19 protein-coding genes are annotated in these 23,856 nt (G+C 33.2%); 4 read left to right on the forward strand and 15 right to left on the reverse strand.

The annotated features are described in order from the left end of the window. Positions 1 to 2 precede the first annotated feature (2 nt). The 12 genes from BUB89_RS07105 to BUB89_RS07160 all read right to left on the reverse strand — a co-directional run bounded on the left by BUB89_RS07105 (position 3) and on the right by BUB89_RS07160 (position 13,009). On the reverse strand, positions 3 to 962 hold the full coding sequence (locus tag BUB89_RS07105) for a YeiH family protein (protein ID WP_073243815.1): 960 nt from the start codon (positions 960 to 962) through the stop codon (positions 3 to 5). 51 nt (positions 963 to 1,013) lie between these two features. Further along, a complete protein-coding gene (locus BUB89_RS07110) occupies positions 1,014 to 3,041 on the reverse strand; it encodes a hypothetical protein (RefSeq protein WP_073243451.1) in 2,028 nt (675 codons plus the stop codon). 91 nt (positions 3,042 to 3,132) lie between these two features. Beyond that, positions 3,133 to 3,879, reverse strand: a complete 747-nt coding sequence (gene fabG, locus BUB89_RS07115; protein ID WP_073243453.1) for a 3-oxoacyl-[acyl-carrier-protein] reductase — start codon at positions 3,877 to 3,879, stop codon at positions 3,133 to 3,135. A 135-nt stretch (positions 3,880 to 4,014) separates the two neighbouring features. After that, complete coding sequence (locus tag BUB89_RS07120) at positions 4,015 to 4,437, reverse strand: hypothetical protein (RefSeq protein WP_073243817.1); 423 nt, start codon at positions 4,435 to 4,437, stop codon at positions 4,015 to 4,017. Between the two features lie 141 nt (positions 4,438 to 4,578). Then, on the reverse strand, positions 4,579 to 5,451 hold the full coding sequence (gene sucD / locus BUB89_RS07125) for a succinate--CoA ligase subunit alpha (protein WP_073243455.1): 873 nt from the start codon (positions 5,449 to 5,451) through the stop codon (positions 4,579 to 4,581). A 144-nt stretch (positions 5,452 to 5,595) separates the two neighbouring features. Next, on the reverse strand, positions 5,596 to 6,552 hold the full coding sequence (locus BUB89_RS07130) for a UDP-3-O-(3-hydroxymyristoyl)glucosamine N-acyltransferase (protein WP_073243457.1): 957 nt from the start codon (positions 6,550 to 6,552) through the stop codon (positions 5,596 to 5,598). A gap of 93 nt (positions 6,553 to 6,645) precedes the next feature. Then, complete coding sequence (gene efp, locus BUB89_RS07135) at positions 6,646 to 7,212, reverse strand: elongation factor P (RefSeq protein WP_073243459.1); 567 nt, start codon at positions 7,210 to 7,212, stop codon at positions 6,646 to 6,648. Between the two features lie 205 nt (positions 7,213 to 7,417). After that, positions 7,418 to 8,203 (reverse strand): acyl-ACP--UDP-N-acetylglucosamine O-acyltransferase, encoded by a 786-nt coding sequence (gene lpxA / locus BUB89_RS07140; RefSeq protein ID WP_073243461.1) that lies wholly within the window; start codon positions 8,201 to 8,203, stop codon positions 7,418 to 7,420. A gap of 70 nt (positions 8,204 to 8,273) precedes the next feature. After that, positions 8,274 to 9,665, reverse strand: coding sequence for a bifunctional UDP-3-O-[3-hydroxymyristoyl] N-acetylglucosamine deacetylase/3-hydroxyacyl-ACP dehydratase (locus BUB89_RS07145; RefSeq protein ID WP_073243819.1), 1,392 nt, complete (start codon positions 9,663 to 9,665; stop codon positions 8,274 to 8,276). Beyond that, positions 9,658 to 10,704 carry a UDP-3-O-(3-hydroxymyristoyl)glucosamine N-acyltransferase gene (gene lpxD, locus BUB89_RS07150; RefSeq protein ID WP_073243463.1) on the reverse strand — a complete coding sequence of 349 codons (1,047 nt, stop codon included), beginning with the start codon at positions 10,702 to 10,704 and terminating at the stop codon, positions 9,658 to 9,660. The genes BUB89_RS07145 and lpxD overlap by 8 nt, the downstream gene beginning before the upstream one ends. A 39-nt stretch (positions 10,705 to 10,743) precedes the next feature. Further along, positions 10,744 to 11,973 carry an HD domain-containing protein gene (locus BUB89_RS07155; protein ID WP_073243465.1) on the reverse strand — a complete coding sequence of 410 codons (1,230 nt, stop codon included), beginning with the start codon at positions 11,971 to 11,973 and terminating at the stop codon, positions 10,744 to 10,746. Between the two features lie 235 nt (positions 11,974 to 12,208). Next, positions 12,209 to 13,009, reverse strand: coding sequence for a 3-keto-disaccharide hydrolase (locus BUB89_RS07160; RefSeq protein WP_073243468.1), 801 nt, complete (start codon positions 13,007 to 13,009; stop codon positions 12,209 to 12,211). Positions 13,010 to 13,213: 204 nt separating this feature from the next. Here BUB89_RS07160 and BUB89_RS07165 point away from each other — a divergent pair, with 204 nt between their 5' ends. From BUB89_RS07165 to BUB89_RS07180, 4 genes are read left to right on the forward strand one after another with little or no spacing between them, the layout of a single operon-like run. Beyond that, entirely contained in the window at positions 13,214 to 13,708 is a 495-nt protein-coding gene (locus tag BUB89_RS07165) for a GbsR/MarR family transcriptional regulator (RefSeq protein ID WP_073243470.1), read from the forward strand. Between the two features lie 9 nt (positions 13,709 to 13,717). Continuing rightward, complete coding sequence (locus BUB89_RS07170) at positions 13,718 to 14,818, forward strand: efflux RND transporter periplasmic adaptor subunit (RefSeq protein WP_073243472.1); 1,101 nt, start codon at positions 13,718 to 13,720, stop codon at positions 14,816 to 14,818. 33 nt (positions 14,819 to 14,851) lie between these two features. Beyond that, positions 14,852 to 18,022, forward strand: coding sequence for an efflux RND transporter permease subunit (locus tag BUB89_RS07175; protein WP_073243474.1), 3,171 nt, complete (start codon positions 14,852 to 14,854; stop codon positions 18,020 to 18,022). Continuing rightward, entirely contained in the window at positions 18,012 to 19,412 is a 1,401-nt protein-coding gene (locus BUB89_RS07180) for an efflux transporter outer membrane subunit (protein WP_073243821.1), read from the forward strand. Before BUB89_RS07175 ends, BUB89_RS07180 begins: the two co-directional genes overlap by 11 nt. A 174-nt stretch (positions 19,413 to 19,586) precedes the next feature. On the opposite strand, the gene chrA is transcribed toward BUB89_RS07180, so the two are convergent. The 3 genes from chrA to BUB89_RS07195 all read right to left on the reverse strand — a co-directional run bounded on the left by chrA (position 19,587) and on the right by BUB89_RS07195 (position 23,448). Continuing rightward, on the reverse strand, positions 19,587 to 20,714 hold the full coding sequence (chrA, locus tag BUB89_RS07185) for a chromate efflux transporter (protein WP_073243476.1): 1,128 nt from the start codon (positions 20,712 to 20,714) through the stop codon (positions 19,587 to 19,589). A gap of 135 nt (positions 20,715 to 20,849) precedes the next feature. After that, positions 20,850 to 21,329 carry a GyrI-like domain-containing protein gene (locus BUB89_RS07190; RefSeq protein WP_073243478.1) on the reverse strand — a complete coding sequence of 160 codons (480 nt, stop codon included), beginning with the start codon at positions 21,327 to 21,329 and terminating at the stop codon, positions 20,850 to 20,852. Between the two features lie 13 nt (positions 21,330 to 21,342). Then, positions 21,343 to 23,448 carry a M48 family metallopeptidase gene (locus BUB89_RS07195; RefSeq protein WP_073243480.1) on the reverse strand — a complete coding sequence of 702 codons (2,106 nt, stop codon included), beginning with the start codon at positions 23,446 to 23,448 and terminating at the stop codon, positions 21,343 to 21,345. Positions 23,449 to 23,856 lie beyond the last annotated feature (408 nt).

The raw sequence follows: 23,856 nt of genomic DNA on the forward strand, positions 1-23,856 counted from the left end.
ATTTAATTCAAATATAAAATAGCAATTAACGACAAAGATGCAATAAATCCCCACAACAAGATTCCTTGTATTAAGGGTTTTATTCCAACAGCCAGTAATACTGAACTACTAAGACCTGAACCAATAAAAAATAAAGTAACCGTTAGACCTATTTTTGCAACAGCAACAATATAAGGCGTTACAGTTGTCAATTGAGGAACATAAGTATTTAAGACCATAGCCAAGATAAAAAGCCCTATAAAATAAGGGATTTTAATTTTGCTTGTCTTATTCTTAAACAAAAAACTCGTTAACAAAACAACTGGAATAATCCATAAAGCACGCGCCAATTTTACGGTAGTTGCAATTTGCAAAGCTGTAGAACCATATTTATTAGCTGCTCCTACTACCGAACTTGTATCGTGAATGGCTAAGGCACACCACAATCCAAAATCTTCCTGAGATAAACTAAGCCAATGACCAATTGCAGGAAACAAAAACAAAGCAATGGAATTCAGAATAAAAATAACACCTAAGGCTACTGATGTCTGTTTTTCGTCTGATTTAATAACCGGAGTAATAGCTGCAATAGCACTGCCTCCGCAAATGGCAGTTCCGCACGAAATTAAATGAGAGGTTTTTTTATCGGTTTTAAACCATTTTCCTAATAATGTTCCCAGTAAAATAGTACTGAATAAAGTAGCCACAGTTAGTAAAAAGCCTTCTTTTCCCGAAAGCAGAGCATTAGAAACATTCATTCCGAAACCTAACCCAACTACCGAAACCTGAAGTAAAACATGAATTATTTTATGATTTAAATGCAACCAGGGATGTCCTGAAATATTAGCCACCAGTAATCCAAGTAACAATGCAATGGGCGGAGTTATGATTCCTGTCAGGCAAAAAATGAGTAAACTAACAAAAATGATTTGTTGTGTTTTACTGTGTTTTTCGAGATTAAAGATTCCGTTTTCAGGAAAAATATTTGATTTTTTATTCAAGAGAAATCTTTTTGTATTAAAATTTAAAACGGATTATAATAAACCATTGTATTTTCGAATGAACCATTCAGCAGCAAAAAAACTACAAATTAAAACCAATAGCCATTTCCAGTCAATTAACGGGGAACGGCTAATATTACTTTTTTCAATTGTTTTATAACTTTGATCGGCTAAAAGAGATTGAACTAAATCATCTGTCTGATTCGGAAAATAAACTTTTCCCTGAGTCAATGTGGCTAATTGTTTCAATTTATCCAAATCAGGATTTACAAATTGTTTTTCGATATCAAAATCCAATATTTCAAAACGACCGGAATAGCTTGATTTTGAGTTCAGTTCTTTTACTGTAAAATTATAAGTTCCCGCTGGTAAACCGTCTAAATTTACTTTGTAAGCGTTATTCCCTTTCAGTAAATCGTAAGTTTTAGTTTTTTTAGTTTTCGAATTAATTAATGAAATACTCAAATGGGCTTTGTCATCAAATTCGTAATTTTTGTTGAAATATTGTGCTGTAATTTCGATAGCATCGCCTGAATTATAGAAACTTTCATGGTTAACAATCAACGATTTTTTAGCGTTATTGCTCGCTAAAAACTGAATAATTTTATCCATAAAAACATCATATTTCGCGAAAGATTCCTCTTTAATATGACTTTCCATACGCCATTTCCAGCTATTTTCTCCTAACAAAAAGACTGAACGACTTCCTTGATTTTCGCTAAAAGCAAGCAAAGGCGCTCCGCTTTCCATGTTTCTGATTTTTGAAGAAAGTAACACACTGGTATTTCCATTGGTTTTGATTTTTCCATACGGATTTTGCAAAGGCGGAAAAATTTCGAAACCAATATTATCAAGAGCAAAAAGATTGAATTGCGAATTAAATCCGGCTAAATAATCTTCTTTTTGCGCAGTCATTTTAAATTCTAAATTGCTTTGTTGCTGGTTTAAAAAACCAAAATCAGTATGCGTACCGGTAACGATAAAGGTGTTAATTCCGGCATGTTTATTTGAATCGAAAATAGATTTGAATTCGGATGTAGGTTGGTACAGAATCAAAACATTATAATCTGTTAACTGATTGATTTGTTTTGGATTAAAAATAGTTACCTTACGCTGTGCATTAGATTCAATTGCTCGTTTTAAAGTAGCAATATCCGGATGATTTATCGATGAAATTATAGCAATATTTGTTTTTTGATCAATTACTTCTACAGCAAAATTTTTATGGTTATTATAGCTGTTTATTTCTTTTTCATTTGAAATCAAACTTGCTTTGTATAATTGCGTTCCTGTTTTATGGGCAGTCAAAAGTACGTTTATAACGGCTGTATTTTTTGTTGGAGAAAAAGAAACACGTTGTTTATTTAAAACGGAATTTCCCTGCGAAATTTGAAAATCAGCTGTGATGCTTTTTGTACCGGAGTATTGCAGAAAAACTTCAACCGGGAATTGATTTTTTAGAAAAGCGTATTTATTTACATTCAGATGGTTGATTTTTAAATCCAAAACTTTCGTTGTATCTCCCAGAATAACAGGGAAAACTTTATTGGAAATATCAAAACTGTATACATAATCATTCCCCGAGGTTTGATTTCCATCACTAATAAGTACGGTTGGAAAAGAATAATTGCGGTTAGTGGCTTTTAAATCTTTTGCAACAGCATCTAAATTAGTTTGCTTTCCTTTAAAATCTAATTGCTGAAAAGGCAAAAAATCCGAGTCAAACTGATAAGATTGAATCGTATATTTTTCCTTTAAATCATTATTTGATACCAGTTTAGAATGTAATTCGGTTGCTGTTTTATCAGCTTTTAAATTAATGACAGAACTGGAATTATCCACGACAACAGCCAGAATCGGTTTTTCTGTAACAGTTGTTTTAGAAGTGATTAACGGATTAATCAACAACAATAACAATCCAAAAATGCCTAAAAAACGCAAAAAAGCCAAGAGTAAATTAAAAGTTAATTTACTCTTGGCTTTGTAATAATATTGAAAATAAGACAACACAGCAGCTACTATTAAAGAAAGAATAATAAGCAGAATGGTGTTAGTTGTCATATTTACCAGTGATCAGTAATCAGTTATAGTGGCCAGTAATCAACTTTTCGTATTCGCTGAATACTGCAATCTGACTACTGAATACTTTTTATTAAGTAAGCATTCCTCCGCAAACATTTAATACTTGTCCGGTAACATAAGCACTCATGTCTGAAGCTAAGAACAAACAAGCATTTGCTACATCTTCAGTAGTTCCACCGCGTTTTAACGGAATACCTTCTCTCCAGCCTTTTACAACATCTTCGCTTAATTTAGCAGTCATCTCCGTTTCAATAAATCCCGGAGCAATAGCATTACAACGAATGTTACGGGAACCTAATTCTAAAGCTACTGATTTTGTAAACCCGATTGCACCAGCCTTAGAGGCAGCATAATTTGTTTGTCCGGCATTACCTGAAACACCTACTACTGAACTAATATTGATAATGGAACCGGCACGTTTTTTCAAAAATGTTTTTTGAATGGCTTTAGTCATATTAAAAACCGATTTCAAATTCACATCAATTACCTGATCAAAATCAGCTTCTGACATACGCATTAATAAATTGTCTTTAGTGATTCCGGCATTATTAATTAAAATATCTACTGTTCCAAAATCAGCCAAAACAGTATCTACTAAAGTTTGTGCTTCGTCAAAATCAGCTGCATTTGACTTATAGCCTTTTGCTTTAACTCCTAATGCATTTAATTCATTTTCTAAAGCCAAAGCTGATTCAGCAGATGCGCTGTAAGTAAAAGCCACATTAGCACCGTGTTTTGCAAAAACTTCGGCAATTCCTCTACCAATTCCGCGACTTGCGCCTGTAATAATGGCTACCTTTCCTTCAAGTAATTTCATATTGTGATATAAGTTTATTTTCTAAATCGAGTTACAAATATAAACGATTTAGCTGTTTTATAAAATTTATGTCATAAAAAAAGCCTTACCGAAGCAAGGCTAATCTTAATATAGATTTATTTTACTGAAAATGAACTAGAAAGCTACATTCCATCTTGGCAATTTAGCGTTTTCGCTTAAAAAGTTTTGTAAAACCTGTGCTTCAACAAACGTAGGAATCACTTTTTCATTTTCATTATAGGTTTCATACCAAACCACTTCTAAGCGGCTGATGTCTTCTTTTTTCATTTGTGCAGGCCAGGAATATTTTCTTCCTGTTTTAGCAAATTGATGACCGTTTACAATTTTATCATACAATCCGCCATTTTTAGTTTTCAAAGTACCATCATTTTGTACTGTTCCTGTAGAACCTACCATGATTAATTCTTTTGCTTCAGCAACATCATAAACTAAAAACACACCTGAACCTTCAGTAGCATTACACACTTCTTCTAAGTTGTCTTCTATGGTTAATGAAAACTGATTTTTTACTTTGAATCCTTCTAATTCTTTATACATAGTAATCTTTTTTGAATTTATTTCTATAAAATCAGCAGCACTGATTTTAATTGCGTGCAAATGTATTTCTTTAATTCTGTTTTATACTAAAAAAGCCCCACAAATGTGAGGCTTAATATATTTAAAATTCGGTTTTAGAGATTAACCTAAAACTTCTTTTACTTTTTTACCAATTTCAGCTGGTGAATCCACAACGTAAATTCCGTTGTCTCTCATGATTTGTTTTTTTGCAGCAGCAGTATCGTCAGAACCTCCAACAATAGCACCGGCATGTCCCATAGTTCTACCAGCAGGAGCAGTTTCTCCGGCGATAAAACCAATTACAGGTTTGCGGTTACCATCAGCTTTAATCCATTTAGCAGCATCAGCTTCTAATTGTCCACCAATTTCACCAATCATGATAATTGCCTCAGTTTCAGGGTCATTCATTAATAATTCAACTGCTTCTTTAGTAGTTGTTCCAATGATTGGGTCTCCGCCAATACCAATAGCAGTAGTGATTCCTAATCCTTGTTTTACAACCTGATCAGCAGCTTCGTAAGTTAAAGTACCTGATTTAGAAACGATACCGATAGTTCCTTTTTTGAAAACGAAACCTGGCATAATTCCAACTTTAGCCTCACCCGGAGTGATTACACCAGGACAGTTAGGGCCTATTAATCTTGCGTTTCTTTCTTTAACGTAGTTGTTAGCATTAATCATATCTGCAACAGGAATACCTTCAGTAATTGCAATAATTACTTTAATTCCTGCATCAGCAGCTTCCATAATTGCATCAGCAGCAAAAGCTGGTGGTACAAAAATAATAGAAGTATCAGCACCTGCCTGTTCAACAGCATCTTTAACGGTATTAAAAACAGGAAGATCTAAGTGAATTGAACCACCTTTTCCCGGAGTTACACCACCTACAACGTTTGTCCCGTATTCAATCATTTGAGAAGCGTGAAAAGTACCTTCACTTCCTGTAAATCCTTGAACAATTATTTTAGAATCTTTGTTAACTAAAACACTCATGATATATATTTTATATGATTTTTAAATTTGTGATGCAAAAATAGGGTTTTCGAAATTATTTTAAGCTCTTTTAGTATCAAAAAAAAGTTAGTAATTACATTCTTTTGTTAGCTTCGACACAAAATATTTATTTTTTAAACAAAATCAATAATTAATTTTCTCTTTTTTTAGGAATTCAATTTCATCCAGAATTTTCGGAATCTTCTTAATATTAACTAATTGTTTCAATGTTTCTCTGGATTCCTGAATTGGTGTACCAAAATAAGTTTTTCCACCGGCAACTGATTTAGTTACTCCGGTTTGTCCTAACAAGACTGCTTTCTCACCAATGGTAATGCCGCTTGTTGTTCCTACTTGTCCCCAAATAGTCACTTCGTCTTCGATAATAACACAACCTGCAATTCCTGTTTGAGAAGCTATTAAACATTTTTTTCCAATAACGGTATCATGACCTACATGCACCTGATTGTCAATTTTTGTTCCTTCTCCAATAGTAGTGTCTCCGGTAACTCCTTTGTCAATGGTACATAAAGCTCCAATTCCAACATTGTCTTTAATAACAACACGTCCGCCAGAAAGCAACTGATCAAAACCATCTGGACGTTTTTTATAATAAAAAGCATCTGCTCCAAGAATAGTTCCTGCGTGAATGATGACATTATCACCTAAAACCGTATTGTCGTAAATAGAAACATTAGAATGAATCAGACAATTTTTACCAATTACAACTCCGTTTCCAACAAACGAATTAGGCTGAATTACCGTTCCTTCACCAATAATAGCTGTCGGAGAAATTGCAGCTCCGCTAGACTGAAAAGGTCTGAAGTGTTTCGTTAATTTATTGAAATCTCTAAAGGGATCTTCCGAAATAAGAAGTGCTTTTCCTTCCGGGCAATCTACTTTTTTGTTAATTAAAACAATAGTTGCCGCCGAATTTAAAGCTTTGTCATAGTATTTAGGATGGTCTACAAAAACGATATCCCCCTGCTCTACTACATGAATTTCATTCATGCCCAAAACTTCAAAACCTTCCTCACCAACAAATTCACAATTAAGTAAAGTGGCTATTTCTTTTAAAGAATATGCTCTTGTAAATTTCATAAATTAATTTAAGTGTTGAAAAATTTAAAGATTAAAAATGCTATTGTCAACTTAAAGTTTAAAATCATTTAATCTTTAAATTTCTCAATTAAACTATTCTTTTACACGCTCCATGTAAGAACCTGAAGCAGTATCGATTTTAATTTTATCACCTTCATTGATAAACAAAGGAACGTTTACAGTAGCACCTGTTTCAACAGTTGCAGATTTTGTAGCATTTGTAGCTGTATTTCCTTTTACTCCCGGTTCAGCATACGTTACCTCAAGAATGATAGAAGCCGGCATATCCACTGAAAGTGGTAAATCAGTTTCAGTATTTACCTGAACCATTACATTTGTACCTTCTTTTAATAAATCCGGGTTGTCAAGAATGTTTTTGTTTAAAGTGATTTGTTCGAAAGATTCGTTATTCATAAAATGAAACTGATCTCCTTCTGCATACAAATACTGGTACGTATGTGTTTCAACACGAACATCTTCTATTTTATGTCCGGCAGAGAATGTATTATCTAATACTTTTCCGGTTGTTAAACTTTTTAATTTTGTTCTTACAAAAGCAGGTCCTTTTCCTGGTTTAACATGTAAAAATTCGATAATTTTATAAATATCGTGGTTGTATTTAATACAAAGTCCGTTTCTAATATCTGATGTAGATGCCATTTTTGTTGATTTTTCCCCACCCCGACCCTCCCCAAAGGGGAGGGAGACTGGATGGATTGTGTGTTATTAATTATTTATTTTTTTAATCTAAATGCTGCTTATCAAAACTTTCTAAAAATGAAAAATGCTTATATATTTTATAAAGTCTTTTATAATTCGAGTTTCATAATCTCTCCCTCTCCTTTGGAGAGGGCTGGGGAGAGGATTAATAATTTCCGCTGTAACCTTTCATAATTCCTCGGGAAGAGTTTCGGATAAAATCGATAATTTCATCTCTTTCCGGAGTTGCTTCCATTTCGGCTTCGATAATTCCTAAAGCCTGAGTAGTATTATAATTCTTTTGGTACAAAATTCGATAAATATCCTGAATTTCTCTGATTTTTTCGGTTGCAAAACCTCTTCTTCTAAGTCCTACGGAATTTATCCCTACATAAGATAAAGGCTCTTTAGCAGCTTTAGTATATGGAGGAACATCTTTACGAATTAATGAACCACCGGAAACCATAGCATGATCTCCAATATTGATAAACTGATGAACAGCAGCTAAGCCACCCAGTACAGCATGTTTACCTACAATTACGTGACCTCCTAAAAGCACACCATTTACAATGATAGCATTATCACCTACTACACAATCATGAGCAATATGAGCAGCTGCCATAATTAAACAATTGTTCCCTATAACAGTTTGTCCGGAAGCATTTGTACCTCTGTTAATAGTAACGCATTCTCTGATGGTACAGTTGTCTCCAATTATAGCCAGAGAATCTTCACCGCCAAATTTTAAATCCTGAGGAACTGCCGAGATAACTGCTCCTGGAAAAATGTTACAGTTTTTACCAATTCTTGCCCCTTCCATAATGGTTACATTAGAACCTATCCAGGTTCCGTCACCAATTACTACATTATTATGAATGGTTGTAAAAGGTTCAATAACTACATTTTTGGCAATTTTTGCGCCAGGATGAACATATGCTAATGGTTGATTCATCTATTTTTTGTTTTATAATTACCTTAATTACTATAAAAAACTATAGTAACAGAAAGGAAAACTGTTCTACTTATTGTTGTTTTTTTGCAATCTGAGCCATTAATTCAGCTTCAGCTACTAATTTTCCATTAGCATAAGCATTGGCTTGCATGTGACAAATACCTCTTCTGATAGGAGTAATTAAATCACATTTAAATATTAGTGTATCTCCCGGCAATACTTTATGCTTGAATTTAACATTGTCAATTTTCATGAAATAAGTTAAATAATTTTCAGGATCCGGCACGGTGCTTAAAACAAGAATTCCACCTGTTTGAGCCATGGCTTCTACAATTAAAACCCCCGGCATAACCGGTGCATCAGGAAAATGTCCTACAAAGAAATTTTCATTCATTGTAACATTTTTCATTCCCACAACATGACTATCCGACATTTCGATGATTCTGTCAATCAATAAAAACGGTGGTCTGTGTGGCAACATCGCCATGATTTTATGAATATCCATCAATGGCTCCTGATTTAAATCATAAACAGGAACGTAATTACGTTGTTCAATTTTAATCATTTTAGCCATTTTTTTAGCAAACTGAGTGTTTACAAAATGACCTGGTTTGTTTGCAATAATTTTTCCCTGAATTTTTGTTCCAATTAAAGCCAAATCACCAATTACATCTAATAATTTATGTCGTGCAGCTTCATTTGGGTAATGCAAAGTTAAATTATCAAGAATTCCATTTGGTTTCACATTAATGCTTTCTTTGCCAAAAGCTATTTTTAAATTTTCCATTGTAGTAGCAGATATTTCTTTATCTACATACACAATAGCATTATTTAAATCCCCACCTTTAATTAATCCGTTATCTAAAAGAGATTCTAATTCATGTAAGAAACTAAACGTTCTTGAAGAAGCAATTTCAGTTTTAAAATCGCCTATATTTTTAAGAGTTGCATTTTGTGTTCCTAAAATTTTAGTACCAAAATCAACCATCGTAGTTACGGTATAATGATCGCTAGGCATAACCAGAATTTCGCTGCCACTCGCTTCATCAGTAAATGAAATTACTTCTTTTACGACATACACATTACGGTTTGTGTTTTGTTCTTCAACACCTGCTTTTTCTAAGGCTTCAACAAAATATTTTGAAGAACCATCCATGATAGGTAGTTCTGAAGCATTTAATTCGATAATAACATTATCTAAATCACAACCCACTAAAGCCGCTAAAACGTGCTCAGGTGTCTGGATTTTAACGCCTAATTTCTCTAAATTTGTCCCGCGTTGTGTGTTTACAACATAATTAGCATCAGCTTCAATAATAGGATGTCCTTCAAGATCTACCCTGACAAAAGTAAAACCATTATTTACCGGAGCTGGTTTAAAAGTCATTTTAACTTCTTTTCCAGTATGTAAGCCAACCCCCGTTAATGAAATTTCTGTTTTGATGGTCTTCTGTTTAACCATTGTTTGCATTTTTTTGGTTTAATATTTGTTTTTTTAATTCGTCAATCTCTGCAATAATTTTAGGTAAATTTTTAAAATGTACATACGATTTACTAAAATCATTATAGCCAAATGTTGGGCTTCCCTGCAAAATTTCGTCGTCTTTTATGTTTCTGGCAACTCCTGACTGGGCCTGAATGCGAACATTGTTTCCAATGGTCAAATGTCCTGATATTCCTACCTGACCGCCTATCATTCCGTTTTTACCTATTTTAGTAGAACCTGCAATTCCTGTTTGTGCAGCAATTACGGTGTTCTCTCCTATTTCTACATTATGTGCAATCTGGATTTGATTGTCCAGCTTCACTCCTTTTCTTATAATTGTAGATCCTAATGTGGCTCTGTCAATTGTAGTACAGGATCCTACTTCAACATCATCTTCAATAATTACATTTCCTATTTGAGGAATTTTAGTGTAGCTCCCATCCGGATTTGGTGCAAAACCAAAGCCATCCGAACCAATTACTGTCCCAGCATGAATGGTACAATTATTACCAATCACCGATTCTGAATAAATCTTAGCGCCCGCAAAAATAGTGACATTATTACTAATGACAACATTATCTCCAATAAAACAATTAGGATAAATTTTTACATTATTACCTATGGTTACATTTGTACCTACATAGCTAAAACTGCCTAAATAAAAATTGTCACCATATCTAGCACTTTCAGAAATTACAGTATGTGCTTCAATACCTTGTTTACTGTCTTTTCTTGCCTGATCATAAAATTCTAATAATTTAGAAAAAGCCATATAAGCATCTTCAACCTTTATTAATGTTGTTTTTAATTCTGATTCAGGAATAAAAGTTTTGTTTACAATGGTTATTGTTGCTTCGGTAGTATAGATGTAGTTATTGTATTTCGGGTTGGATAAAAAAGTTAAAGAACCTGCTTTTCCTTCCTCAATTTTAGACAGCTCATGCACTTCAGCCTGGGAATTCCCAATAACTTCGCCATCTAAAACGCCCGCTATTTGTTCTGCTGTAAATTTCATTCCGACAAAAATATAAAAAAATAGATTTTAAATGTGGATTTATAGTAGTTGTTTTGGGAAACAAATATAATATTTAGTCACTGATTTTGATAAAGACTTTAAATTCAACTGATCGGATGATTCAATAACATCCTCTACAGTCCTGTCTTTTTTAAGGATTCTTATAGGTTCAGCTTCTTTGTCATAAGCCTGATTTTTAATTTTTCCTTTAAAAATGAAATAATTGGTATCGGCGATACTAATGTTGTTTTCAAGTGCAAAACGTTCTTTCAAAGGATTTAAATCATCAATAGCAATTTTCTCACTGGTTAATTGTATTTTCAATAAATCTCTGTTGATTATCATTTTACTCAAAGAAGACAAAATAAAATCATCATTTTTTTGCCAGGCTTTTAATGCGCTAATAATATCAAAATCATCCAGTTGAGAAAATAATTCTAAAGTTGTGGTGTCGAATAATTCTAATCCCACTTTATTTTGCATAAAAAATTGCAAAGGCTCGCTGCAAGGTAAAACAGTTCCTTTTAAAGTCAGTTCCTTGGCACGTTTTAAAATTCTGGTCAAAATTAATTCGCCCACCAGACTTGTTTTATGCAAATAAGCCTGCCAATACATTAATCGGCGGGACATTAAAAATTTTTCAACAGAATAAATCCCTTTTTCTTCTATAACCAAAAAATCATCCTGAACATTCATCATCTGGATTAAACGTTCGGAATTAACATTTCCCTCGGCAACACCTGAGTAAAAACTATCCCGTTTTAAGTAATCCATTCGATCCATATCCAACTGGCTTGAAATGAGCTGTAACATGAATTTTCGATGATAATCTCCTTCAAATATTTTAATTGCTAAACTTAATTGTCCTTTGAATTCCACATTGAGTTGTTTCATAAACAACAGTGAAATTTCTTCATGGTGCACATCTTCTACAATGCTTTTTTCCATAGCATGAGAAAACGGACCATGTCCTATATCGTGTAATAAAATGGCAATATAAAGCGCATTTTCTTCTTCTTCAGAAATGGATACTTCCTTAAAACGTAAAACATCGACTGCTTTTTGCATCAGATGCATACAGCCTAAAGCGTGATGAAAGCGGGTATGATTTGCTCCCGGATAGACTAAATAGGACAAACCCATTTGGGTAATTCGACGCAAACGCTGAAAATAAGGATGCTGTATTAAGTCGTAAATTAATGCATTAGGGATGGTTATAAACCCATAAATGGGATCGTTGAATATTTTTAATTTATTAATTTGACTCACTACAACTTGAATTTTAGGTTGACAAATATATAAAATTTAGATTTTAAAAACCGTAAAATTACTAATTGTAAAAGGTGTTCACTTCTAGAAAAAATTAGAAATTAATTACACCAATTGCCACTAATTCCAGCTGTTTTAATGATTTGCGTAATTAAAAACAACGTTTAATTGGTGCTTATTGATGCAATTTGTGGCAAAAAAAATAGTAATACGCTTGAGCTGCTAATTGCTGTTTTTAAAGTTTTCTAATCCAAATATTTCTATATTGGTTTTTAGAACCATGATCCTGAAGCGAAATAACATCATCACCATGAGGCGACGGATAATTGTGTAAACCGATATAAAGTGTTAAGCCGTTTATAGTTACATTATTTTGAATTAAAACCCCGTTTAAAAATACCGTAATTCTGGCTGGGGCATCAATTTTGCCATCTGCTTTAAATCGCGGTGCGGTATAAATAACATCATACATATTCCACTCTAACGGGCTTTTTACAGCATTTACTAAGGGTGCATGATCTTTATAAATACTACCCGCCTGACCATTACTATACGTTCGGTTATTGTAAGAATCTAATATTTGCAATTCATATCTGTTTTGGAAAAAAACACCACTATTGCCTCTCGCCTGTCCGCCGTGAACTGCAGCGTCATCAGCACTCCATTCTAAATGCAGCTGACAATCTCCAAATGTCATTTTGGTTTGGATATCTCCTGAACCGGGTACAATTTCCATATAATCATTATCCATTATTTTCCAAGGCGCGGGTTTATTGGGATTATTTTTACTTACCCATTGATCTAAATTTTTTCCGTCAAATAAAATAATGGCATCCGAAGGTGCGTTTCCGGGAATTTTAGCTGCTGTAATTATTTTTACTTCCGGTTCCCAAATTTCAGTCATTTCCGGTTTCATGGGCATCGGCGAAATCTCGGGTGGTGTATTTATATTTACAAATTGATGTTGGGCGATAGTTACCGTAGCCGAAAACAGACTTAAAATAACCAATAAGTAATGCAGTTTTTGAAGTTTCATAGTTAAAAATCTTTGGTTGGAGTAGTTAATTTTTATTCGAATATCAATATTAAGCATTTTTTAGCTTCATAAACCTTTCTTTTTTAGGAAAATAACCTTTTTTCGTGTCAAAAGGGTTAAATGTTTACAGAAAATTAACATAAAATTAAGTTCGATTAGTTCGGTGATTACCGAACCAATTGTAAATTTGCAAAAAATTTCAACATGGATATAGAAAAGGAAAGAGAAGAAATTATAGAATTATACGGAAATTATTTTGAAAAACTATATAATATTCCTCCGTTAGCGGCCAGGATATTAGGTACATTGATTATTGACGGCTGTAAAACCGGATTAACCTTTGAATCATTAGTTGGAAAATTAAGTGCCAGTAAAAGTTCTATTTCTACTAATCTTAATTTGCTTTTAAAAATGGATAAAATATCTTTTTTTACCAAAGCAGGTGATCGAAAAAAGTATTTTAAACCGGCTAATTTAAGTGAACGACTGGCTAATTTCCTAAAGTTGATTGACTCAGAAATGGCAATTATTAACCGGATGGTTGATTATAGAGAAGCTACTGCTTCCTGTCCTGAGGAAAGATGCAATCTGGAGAATGTAAAAGCTTACAGAACACACGTTATTGAAGTTGAAAAAGTGTTTACTAAGACTATCAACAACTTCAAAAAAATAGAAATAAATAATAATAACAATAAATAATTGATCCCAATGAAAAAACTTTCATTAACCATTATAAGCTTAGTAGTACTGGCTGCTTGTGGAAAAAAAGAACAACAAACCGCTCCCGTTATCCTGCCATACAAAGTTACTGCGGTAACGGAATCTAATACTACTTTACTATCAGAGTATCCTGCTACTTTAGAAGGAATTACTGATATTGATATTCGTGCAAAAGTAGATGGTTATATTGAAAAAATTTACATTCAGGAGGGACAGGAAGTCAAAAAAGGGCAATTGCTTTTTAAACTGGAAACCCAAACTGCAAATCAGGAAGCTGCTGCTGCTAAAGCCAAAGTTGCTGCCGCTCAGGTGGAAGTAAATCGTTTAAAACCATTAGTAGAACGTAATATTATAAGTGATGTCCAACTGGAAACAGCTAAAGCCAATCTAGCCAGTGCTAAAAGTACGTATCAAAGTATAGTGGCAAAAATAAATTATGCTTCTATCAAAAGCCCGGTTAACGGGATTGTAGGTACTTTACCGCTGCGATTAGGGAGTTATGTAAGCAGTCAAACCACGGAACCGTTGACCCGAATATCTGATGTAAGTACTATTTATGCTTATTTCTCCATGAATGAAAAACAACAATTAGATATTACCATGAATGCTGAAGGAAAATCATTTCAGGAAAAAATCACTAAAATGCCTGCTGTAAATTTAATTCTGAGCAACGGAATGGAATACGAACAAAAAGGAAAAATTGAAACCTTTAGCGGACAAGCAAATACCCAAACAGGTTCGTTTAATGTAAGAGCCAGTTTTCCCAACAGCAATAAATTATTACGTTCCGGAGGGACAGGAATCATCCAGATTCCTACCTACTTAAAAGATGTGATTATAATTCCGCAAAATGCTACCTTAGAATTACAAGACAAACGCATTGCATTAGTTGTTGATAAAGAAAACAAAGTAAAAGCAGTTCCTATTGAAGTTCGTGCCATCCCTGGTGGAAAATTCTTTGTAGTGGATAATGGATTGAATGTGAATGACAAAATCCTTATTGAGGGTGTAGGTATCGTAACAGAAGGAACTGAAATTAAGCCTGAAGTTGTTGATTATAATACAGTAATCAATCCCGAAAAAAAATAATTGATCAACTAACTATTGCATAAATAACAAAATATGTTTTCAAAATTCATTGACAGACCGGTATTGTCAACGGTGGTTTCTATCATCATCGTAATTTTGGGAGTTTTAGGGTTAATCTCGCTTCCTGTTTCTCAATATCCAGAAATAGCGCCACCTACCGTTACTGTATCCGCAAATTATCAGGGAGCAAGTGCCGAAGTGGTAATGAACTCGGTAGTAATTCCTCTGGAAGAACAAATTAATGGTGTTGAAGACATGACTTATATGACTTCAACCTCCAATAATGATGGTTCGGCTTCTATAAATATCTATTTTAAATTAGGTACAAATCCTGATTTAGCAGCGGTGAATGTACAAAATCGTGTCTCCCGTGCTACCCCTTTATTGCCTCAAGAGGTTACAAGAGCCGGTGTTACCACATCTAAAAGACAGAGTGATAACATCTTAATTTTATCATTATACAGTGAAAATCCGGATTATGATGATACTTTCCTTCAAAATTATGCCAACATCAATATTATTCCAAAAATAAAACGTGTTGCCGGAGTTGGAGAAGCGATGATTTTTGGTCAAAAAGACTACTCCATGCGTATTTGGTTAAAACCGGATATTATGGGTGCTTATGGTTTAGTTCCATCGGATATTACAACTTTATTAGCCGAACAAAATATTGAAGCCGCGCCAGGACAATTAGGGGAAAGCGGAGATCAGTCTTTTCAGTATACTTTAAAATATAAAGGACGTTTACAAAACGTAAAAGAATTTGAAGAAATTGTTGTTCGTTCCACTCCCAATGGAGAAATTCTAAAATTAGGTGATGTTGCAAGAATTGAATTGGGTGCTGTTAATTATGCCAGCAATGCTTATACAAATGGAAATAAATCGATAGCAATTGCAATTGCCCAAACCGCAGGTTCGAATGCGCAAGAAGTAATTGAAGGTTCGCTGGAGGTATTGAAAAATTCGGAAGTTAATTTTCCTAAAGGAGTAAAATATGCTACTTTAATTAATGCCAATGACTTCCTGGAAGAATCTATTTCGAAAGTAATTCATACCTTAATTGAAGCTTTTCTTTTAGTATTTATAGTCGTTTTCATCTTCTTACAAGATTGGAGATCTACCTTGATTCCTGCTATTTCTGTACCGGTAGCCATTGTAGGAACCTTCTTTTTTCTAAGTTTATTTGGTTTTACCATCAACTTATTAACGCTGTTTGCATTAGTATTGGCAGTGGGAATTGTTGTAGATGATGCCATTGTAGTTGTGGAAGCCGTTCATGCTAAAATGGAAGCGGGAGAACACAATCCCCGAAAAGCGGCTCATAGTGCCATGAATGATATTAGTAGTGCAATTATTTCTATTACGCTTGTAATGTCAGCGGTATTTATCCCCGTTTCTTTTATTAGCGGTTCAGCAGGGGTTTTCTACAAACAGTTTGGATTAACTTTAGCCGTTTCAATTGTATTGTCAGCTATTAATGCGCTTACACTTTCTCCGGCTTTATGTGCTATTTTCTTAAAAGAACATGATAAAAATGCCCCTAAAAAAGGTTTTATGGAACGTTTTTATTCAGCATTTAATGCCGGATTTGAAACTACAACGGCTAAATATAAAAGATCTGTTGAGTTTTTCATTAAACGTAAATGGTTAGCATTTGCAGGAATAGCTGTTTTTGCAGGATTATTTATTTTATTATTAAATATTACTCCAAAGGCTTTCGTTCCCGGCGAAGATACAGGTGCTATCCTTTCGGATGTTTCTCTTCCACCAGGTACTTCATTAGAAAGAACAGAGGAAGTTTTACTCCAAATTGAAAACAAAGTAAAAGATATTCCTGAAATACAAGAAGTACTTCGTATTTCCGGAAGAAGTTTGATTAGTGGTACCGGTAGTAATTACGGAATGGTGATTGTAAAATTAAAACCATGGGCAGAACGTAAACAAGACAATCAGGAAATTACAGCAGTTGTTACTGAATTATTTAAACGTACAGCAGCCATTAAAGATGCTAAAGTACTTTATTTTGCCCGCCCTACTCTTGTTGGATTTGGTTTTACCAATGGTTTCGAATTTCAATTACAGGATCAAAAAGGAGGAAGTATTCAGGAATTGAGTGAAGTAAATAATAAGTTTTTGGCAGCATTAAACAGTCGTCCGGAAATTAAGTACGCAGCAACTTCTTTCTCACCAAATTATCCACAATATCGTATAGATCTTAATGTTGCCGCGATCAAGAAATCAGGTTTAACCGTAACGGATGTTTTGGGAACAATGCAAGGCTATTATGGAGGAGTGTATGCTTCTAATTTTAATAAATTTGGAAAACAATACCGTGTAGTGTATCAATCTGATCCGGAATTTAGAAGCAATCCGGAATCTTTAAATCAGGTTTTGGTTAGAAACAATAATGGTCAAATGGCTCCTATTTCACAATTTGTGACTTTGGTTAAAGTATTTGGACCACAAGCTATAGATCGTTTTAACTTGTTTACTTCTGTAAAAGTAACCGGAGCTCCTAATGAAGGTTTTAGTTCGGGTGACGCCATTAAAGCCGTTGAAGAAGTAGCCAGTCAAAGTTTACCTCTGGGGTATGGTTATGAGTTCTCAGGAATGACTCGTGAGGAAATTAGCGCAGGCGGACAAACCCTGTATATCTTTTTATTGTGTTTGGTTTTTGTTTACTTCTTATTAGCTGCACAATATGAAAGTTATATGCTGCCTTTTGCAGTATTAATTTCATTACCAATTGGTTTAGCAGGTACCTATATGTTTGCTTATATGTTTAATGTAAGTAATAACATTTACCTCCAGATTACGCTCATTATGCTTATTGGATTACTGGCCAAAAATGCCATTTTGATAGTTGAATTCTCTGTAGACTCAAGGAAAAAAGGAATGACCGTAGTACAAGCAGCTATTCATGGTGCGGTTGCCCGTTTACGTCCTATTTTGATGACTTCATTTGCTTTTATCTTCGGATTATTGCCTTTGATGTTAGCTCAAGGTGCCGGAGCTGTAGGGAACAATGCCATTGGGACAGGAGCTATTGGAGGAATGTTGATAGGAACAATTTTAGGAGTATTTGTAATTCCGGTATTGTTTATTATTTTCCAAAATTTACAGGAAAAAATTTCTACAAAACCACTTCCTATAGAAAATCAGGATTCAGATGTTACACTTTTAGAAAATGAAAATGAAAAATAAAATATATAAAATCACTTTGTTTGTGGTATCGGCAACTTTATTACAATCGTGTTTTGTTGCTAAGGATTACAAACGCCCCGATTTAAAAACAGAAGATTTATACCGCAATGAAGCAGTCTCAGCCGATACTACTTCATTAGCAAATGTAACCTGGGATAAAATTTTTACGGATCCAATTTTGCAAAACTATATCAAAAAAGGATTGGAAAATAATTATGACGTGCGTATTGCTATGCAAAACTTAGCAGCTGCACAAGCGACAATGTTGCAGGGAAAAGCAGGCTACTTCCCTATATTATCCGCCGGGACAGACTGGACGCATCAGGAATTATCTAAAAACAGTCAGTTTGGTGCGATTGTCAATAACACCACTGTTAATCAATACCAACTAACAGGAACATTGAGCTGGGAAGCGGATATTTGGGGAAAAATAAGAAGTAATAAACGAGGCACACAAGCAGCCTACTTACAAACTAATGCGGCTAATCAGGCAATAAAAACACAATTAATTGCCAGTATCGCCACTACTTATTACCAATTATTAGCAGTTGATGAACAAATTAAGGTAGCCGAAGAAACTTTAATTAACAGAAATGAAAGTATCGAAACGATCACTGCTTTGAAAAAATCAGGAAACGTTACTGAAGTTGGAGTTAAACAAACCGAAGCTCAAAAATATGCCACTGAATTGATCATTGCCGATTTAAAAAACAACAGTATTCTGTTAGAAAATACTTTAAGCATCCTTTTAGCTCAGGCTCCTGCAAAAATAGAACGCAGTAGTTTTCAAGCTCAAAAACTGGAACCCGCTATTACGGTGGGTGTACCTGCCGCTTTGCTTAGAAACAGACCGGATGTAATTGCAGCGGAATACAATCTGATTAACAATTTTGAAATGACGAATGTTGCCAAAAGCAGCTTTTATCCTTCGTTAAAAGTAACAGCAACCGGAGGTTTACAAAGTATTGATATTCAAAAATGGCTGAGTGCCAATTCTGTTTTTGCAAATATTGTAACGGGATTAACACAGCCTATTTTTAATCAAAGACAGATTAAAACCAGATACGAAATTGCAAAAGCTAATCAGGAAAAAGCATATTTGCAATTTGAACAATCCCTTTTAACTGCCGGAAAAGAAGTTTCGGATGCTTTAGCCCAATACAAAAACGAAAGTTATAAAATTTCAATTAGAGAAAAACAGGTGGAATCTTTGACAAAAGCGGCTGATTTTTCAGATGAATTATTAACCTACGGATTAGCTAATTATCTGGAAGTGCTGACCTCTAAAAATGACGCCTTGAATGCACAATTAAATCTGGTTGATAATAAATTCCAACAATATAAAGCCATTATTCAATTATACAAAGCCTTAGGCGGCGGATGGCAGTAAGCTTAATTCTTTTACCCGGAATTAAATTAGGTTATATATTCAAAAAAATCCATTAAGTCTCGTGCTTAATGGATTTTTAATTTTAACCCGTTGTGTGTAGTTTTTGATAATTATTTTTCGTCAGTTCGAGTAATCCCGTTTTCGGACGGGATTGTATCGAGAACAAGAAAAATTTTATATAAAAGTGAGCAAATAACCAATAAAAGCTCCTCCAATAACAAGGAAGGCACTATTGATATTCTTATAATTAAAAGCAATAAAAATACTCACAACAGCAATTAGAATACTACGCCAATCCGTAATAGTCTCTGTCCCCATCTGAATACAAACAGCAATTATTATCGCTACCGAAGCCACATTTACGGCATCCAGAAAAACAGAAAAAGATTTAGAATTCCGTAATTTTTTAACTAATGGATTCAGTAAGGCTACAAATATAAAAGAGGGTAAAAATATAGCCAGGGTGGACACTAATGCACCTGAAAATCCATTAATTTGATAGCCCACAAATGTTACGGATGAAAAAACAGGCCCCGGAGTAAATTGTCCCACAGCAATGGCATCAATCAGTTGGGTTCGTGTCAGCAAACCTTTGGCAACTAATTCGGCGTCCAAAAAAGCAAATAATACATAACCACTTCCATAGAGTATGAAACCTATTTTTAAGAATATCAAAAATAAATTCCAATTACTGGCAGCGATTAAAGTGCTTTGAGAAAGAGGCAGCATTCCAAGAGGAAGCCAGTTTTTATTGGTAGTGGTTTTATTTTTTATCGAAAACCAAAATAACGACACAAATCCAGCTCCAAAAAGCAAAGCAATTTCATTATAATGCAAAAGCGAAAGAATCAAAACCAGTAGACCAATAACGACAAGTTGGACGGTTTTAAATGATTTTTTAGCCAAAGGAAAAATAGCTCCAAGAATAATGGCTATAATTGCTGGCTTGATTCCGTATAAAAAAGGTTGGATTTCCGGTAACTGACCGTATTCTTTGTACAACCATGCAAATCCGGCTGTGAGAAAAACAGCAGGCAAAATAAAACAAAGTCCGGAGACAATTAAGCCCTTTACTCCTGCTCTTTCATGCCCAATATGAATCGCCATTTCGGTACTATTAGGTCCCGGAATCAAGTGAGTAGCCCCTAATAAATCCAGAAAATGCTGCTCATCAAGCCATTTTCTTTTTGCAACGACTTCCTTTTGCATCATGGCTATATGTGCTGCAGGACCACCAAAACCAATGAATCCCAATTTGAGAAAAAGCTGAGCCAGCTCCTTTAAACGTTGTTTTTCATTCATTACCAATGACTATTTTTATGCAAAAATCAGCATTTCCACATAAATACAGATTAAATTAAAAACAAATAAAACTGATTTTTAAAAAATTTTTAATCTGTTAGAATCAGTTACTTCTATGATATAAAATTCGACTGCTTATTTTAGTCGAATGGGAATCCAAATTTCTTCTTCTGAATTGGGATCGCCCTTTTTGTAATTATTACCCAAAATTTCAAAATGAGGTCTGTCATCTACAACATAAGCCGAGTTAGGAATCCAGCTACTAAAGATGGATTCAAAAAAAGATGCCGCGTCGCTTCCGTCGCCTTTGTAATCAAAAACAGCATACCAGCCACCCGGAATCACCAGTGAATTCATATTAGCAGGAATATTTTCAAAATCAGATACTTCAACGGCAACCCATTTTTCAAACGCGGTTTCGGGATTAAAATGATTCCAAAATCCTTCTGGAAATTGCTGAACCGAAAACAAATCAGTACTTACCCTATTTGTAATTTCTTTTTCTAAAGGCATAAAACTTTGCCATAACAAAACCGGATTGTAAGTTGCATAATTCATGTTTTGCTTACATCCAATTAGTTTTTTCTCTACGAGTGGGGTTATTCTTGGTTTCATTTTTTGAATTTAATTAATTTATTATAACGCTGTTACCATCATTTAAACCTGAAGACTGCAAAATGATATCACCATTATTAACTAATAATTGATTTTGAAAATCAAGTAAATCTTTCTTCAATAAAAAATAGCCTCTTGAAAGTAAAAAATGATAATTGTAAATGGCTTTATAAAAAATTTGTATTTCATCATCAATATATTTGTCATTACTGAAATAAATCCAGTTTTCTTTTAAATACAATTCGAAACTTTCTTTTATTTCTACTGTTAATTCCTTAGTGTATAATTGGTTTCCAAGCATATTAGTAATCTCTTTTTTGATTTCAATTTCTGACTTGTAAAGTTTTTTAAAATTAGATTTAATTTCATCAATTGGTGTGATTAGTGTCATAAAATGAGATTGATTGATTAAATCATTGTAGAGTTCTATTTTTTGATCGTACTCATGGTCATAAGCAAAAAAAGCTTTATATCTCATAATTAATGCTCCATCCTGATAATCTTTTTTAGCTATATTTTGAAAATAGGAAAAGATGGCGATATCATTTTCTGTTATAGCTTTTTCTAAGTTTTCTACATTTTTTCTAATTTCAGGAATCAATTCAATCGCATTTTTAGCTTTGAATTTATGTCCATCATAATCAAATGATTTAATATTTAATTTTTTATCAGCTATATTTTCAATCAGCACTTCATCATTTTTTAACGCAATAAAATCATAAACCATATCTATTTTTTCTTTACTAAAAAGAGTTTCTAAACTATTTATTACTAAAGGTTTTTCCAATTTATTAATGTCAAAATAATTTGGATTTTTATTGTCATAATAGCCATTGTAAATTTTATTAAATGTGTTTTTTTCAAATTGATTTTGAAATTCATTTTTATATTCCTTCAAAGTAAATTCCTTAAACGTATCGACATTCTCAATAGAGGCAAATAATTTTGAAGTTAGTTTTTCTTGTGTACTTTCAATATCACAAAAAATAGTGTTTGCCAATTGTTGATTTGAATATTCTTTATAGACATTAACACGATCTAAATTAGAACAGCGATCTTCAACTGAAGGATGAGATGCCCATTGATTTTCTATTACTAGTTTTGATTTATTAAATTTACTTATATCTAACAAAGTAACAATAGGTAAATTATTTTTAAACTGTAATTGACTGTCTTTGGCTAAAAACTCTAACACAAATTCTTGCTCCTTATAAATATTCCTGCTTTTAAAACCTTGTACTATCTTATCTCCATAAAAATCAATAACAGCGTTGTAGGAGGCATCAACTAAATCCATTCTCAATAATGATTCCTGTAGAGGCAAAATTCCAGCAACATTAGCAGCCACTTCATCAGCATGAAATTCCATTTCTCTTGAAAGAGCTAAATAAGTAATATTAATTAATTCATACATTTTCTTTAACACCCACTGAATTCCCTCTATAATTTTAACAGAAATCATTAAAAAGATTGAGAAATAAGCGCTTGTATTTGCCCACTTTTGAATCATTTTGTCAAAAGTATCATTATCATAAAGCATATTAAATATTACCTGATTTACATAATATACATAGCTTCCTACTTTCATACTTCTTTGAGAAAAATGACCAAATTCATGTGCCAAAATAGCTTTAAATTCTTGTTCAGTGATAGTATTAACCAGTCCTAATCCTATCTGAAGATTTTTTTTGACAGGAAAAAACATACTCCAAAAACTGGAATCATAAAAAACACTTGCATTTACTTCTGGTGAAAGATATATTTTTTTAGGAAAATCAGTTCCTGCTTCATTTACAATAGTTTCTATAAAATGAAATAATTTTGGCTCGGTTTCTTTAGTAATTTCAGTTAAATGACTACGGTCTGCTTTATGTTTTTTAAACATAAATTTGAACAAAAATGCCAGAATAAAAAATCCTAAACTTGCTAATCCGATTCCTAACATCAAAGTTAAAAAAGAAGGTCTCGCAGTAATTACATACAACCCGCCTATTAGACATAAAGCTGTAAGCCCAATGGCTACCGCTAATAAAATCACGTATACAACTAAAAACAAAACAATAGATAAAATGGCTTTAGTTGTCATTTTTTTAAAGCTGGTAGAAATTTCGATATTCATAATCCATTAATTTTAAAAGTTCAATTTTATTTGTTTTTCATTATCAGATTATATAAATACAAAGACATACTTTTTTTTATTCTTATATATCAAATACAAATTGATTTTTTAAACAGTAATTTCAAATATAAGATATTTCTTTATAAGGTGTTTCCGGAGTTATCAACAATAATAAATAAGTTATAAATAATTATTTTCTTTTTCCTTACTAAGCTAAATTTTGAAAATGCTCAATCATTTTGGTTTCAGTGAAAATTATACTCTAATTAAAAATGTTTTTTATTATTGTTTTTCTTGCGTAATTTTATTAAATTAGTGCTTTATACTACTTTTTTTAAGCAAAATATTAAAAACAAATAATCTCGTATCCTATAAGAATAATAACGCCACAGACCCATAAATCAAATA

The organism is Flavobacterium flevense (assembly GCF_900142775.1).
GTDB lineage: Bacteria > Bacteroidota > Bacteroidia > Flavobacteriales > Flavobacteriaceae > Flavobacterium > Flavobacterium flevense.

Coding starts and splice junctions, on each gene's coding strand:
- BUB89_RS07110 (WP_073243451.1), bottom strand. CDS start 3,041: ATGACAACTAACACCATTCTGCTTATTATTCTTTCTTTAATAGTAGCT.
- fabG (WP_073243453.1), bottom strand. CDS start 3,879: ATGAAATTACTTGAAGGAAAGGTAGCCATTATTACAGGCGCAAGTCGC.
- BUB89_RS07120 (WP_073243817.1), bottom strand. CDS start 4,437: ATGTATAAAGAATTAGAAGGATTCAAAGTAAAAAATCAGTTTTCATTA.
- sucD (WP_073243455.1), bottom strand. CDS start 5,451: ATGAGTGTTTTAGTTAACAAAGATTCTAAAATAATTGTTCAAGGATTT.
- BUB89_RS07130 (WP_073243457.1), bottom strand. CDS start 6,552: ATGAAATTTACAAGAGCATATTCTTTAAAAGAAATAGCCACTTTACTT.
- efp (WP_073243459.1), bottom strand. CDS start 7,212: ATGGCATCTACATCAGATATTAGAAACGGACTTTGTATTAAATACAAC.
- lpxA (WP_073243461.1), bottom strand. CDS start 8,203: ATGAATCAACCATTAGCATATGTTCATCCTGGCGCAAAAATTGCCAAA.
- BUB89_RS07145 (WP_073243819.1), bottom strand. CDS start 9,665: ATGGTTAAACAGAAGACCATCAAAACAGAAATTTCATTAACGGGGGTT.
- lpxD (WP_073243463.1), bottom strand. CDS start 10,704: ATGAAATTTACAGCAGAACAAATAGCGGGCGTTTTAGATGGCGAAGTT.
- BUB89_RS07160 (WP_073243468.1), bottom strand. CDS start 13,009: ATGAAACTTCAAAAACTGCATTACTTATTGGTTATTTTAAGTCTGTTT.
- BUB89_RS07165 (WP_073243470.1), top strand. CDS start 13,214: ATGGATATAGAAAAGGAAAGAGAAGAAATTATAGAATTATACGGAAAT.
- BUB89_RS07170 (WP_073243472.1), top strand. CDS start 13,718: ATGAAAAAACTTTCATTAACCATTATAAGCTTAGTAGTACTGGCTGCT.
- BUB89_RS07175 (WP_073243474.1), top strand. CDS start 14,852: ATGTTTTCAAAATTCATTGACAGACCGGTATTGTCAACGGTGGTTTCT.
- BUB89_RS07180 (WP_073243821.1), top strand. CDS start 18,012: ATGAAAAATAAAATATATAAAATCACTTTGTTTGTGGTATCGGCAACT.
- chrA (WP_073243476.1), bottom strand. CDS start 20,714: ATGAATGAAAAACAACGTTTAAAGGAGCTGGCTCAGCTTTTTCTCAAA.
- BUB89_RS07190 (WP_073243478.1), bottom strand. CDS start 21,329: ATGAAACCAAGAATAACCCCACTCGTAGAGAAAAAACTAATTGGATGT.
- BUB89_RS07195 (WP_073243480.1), bottom strand. CDS start 23,448: ATGAATATCGAAATTTCTACCAGCTTTAAAAAAATGACAACTAAAGCC.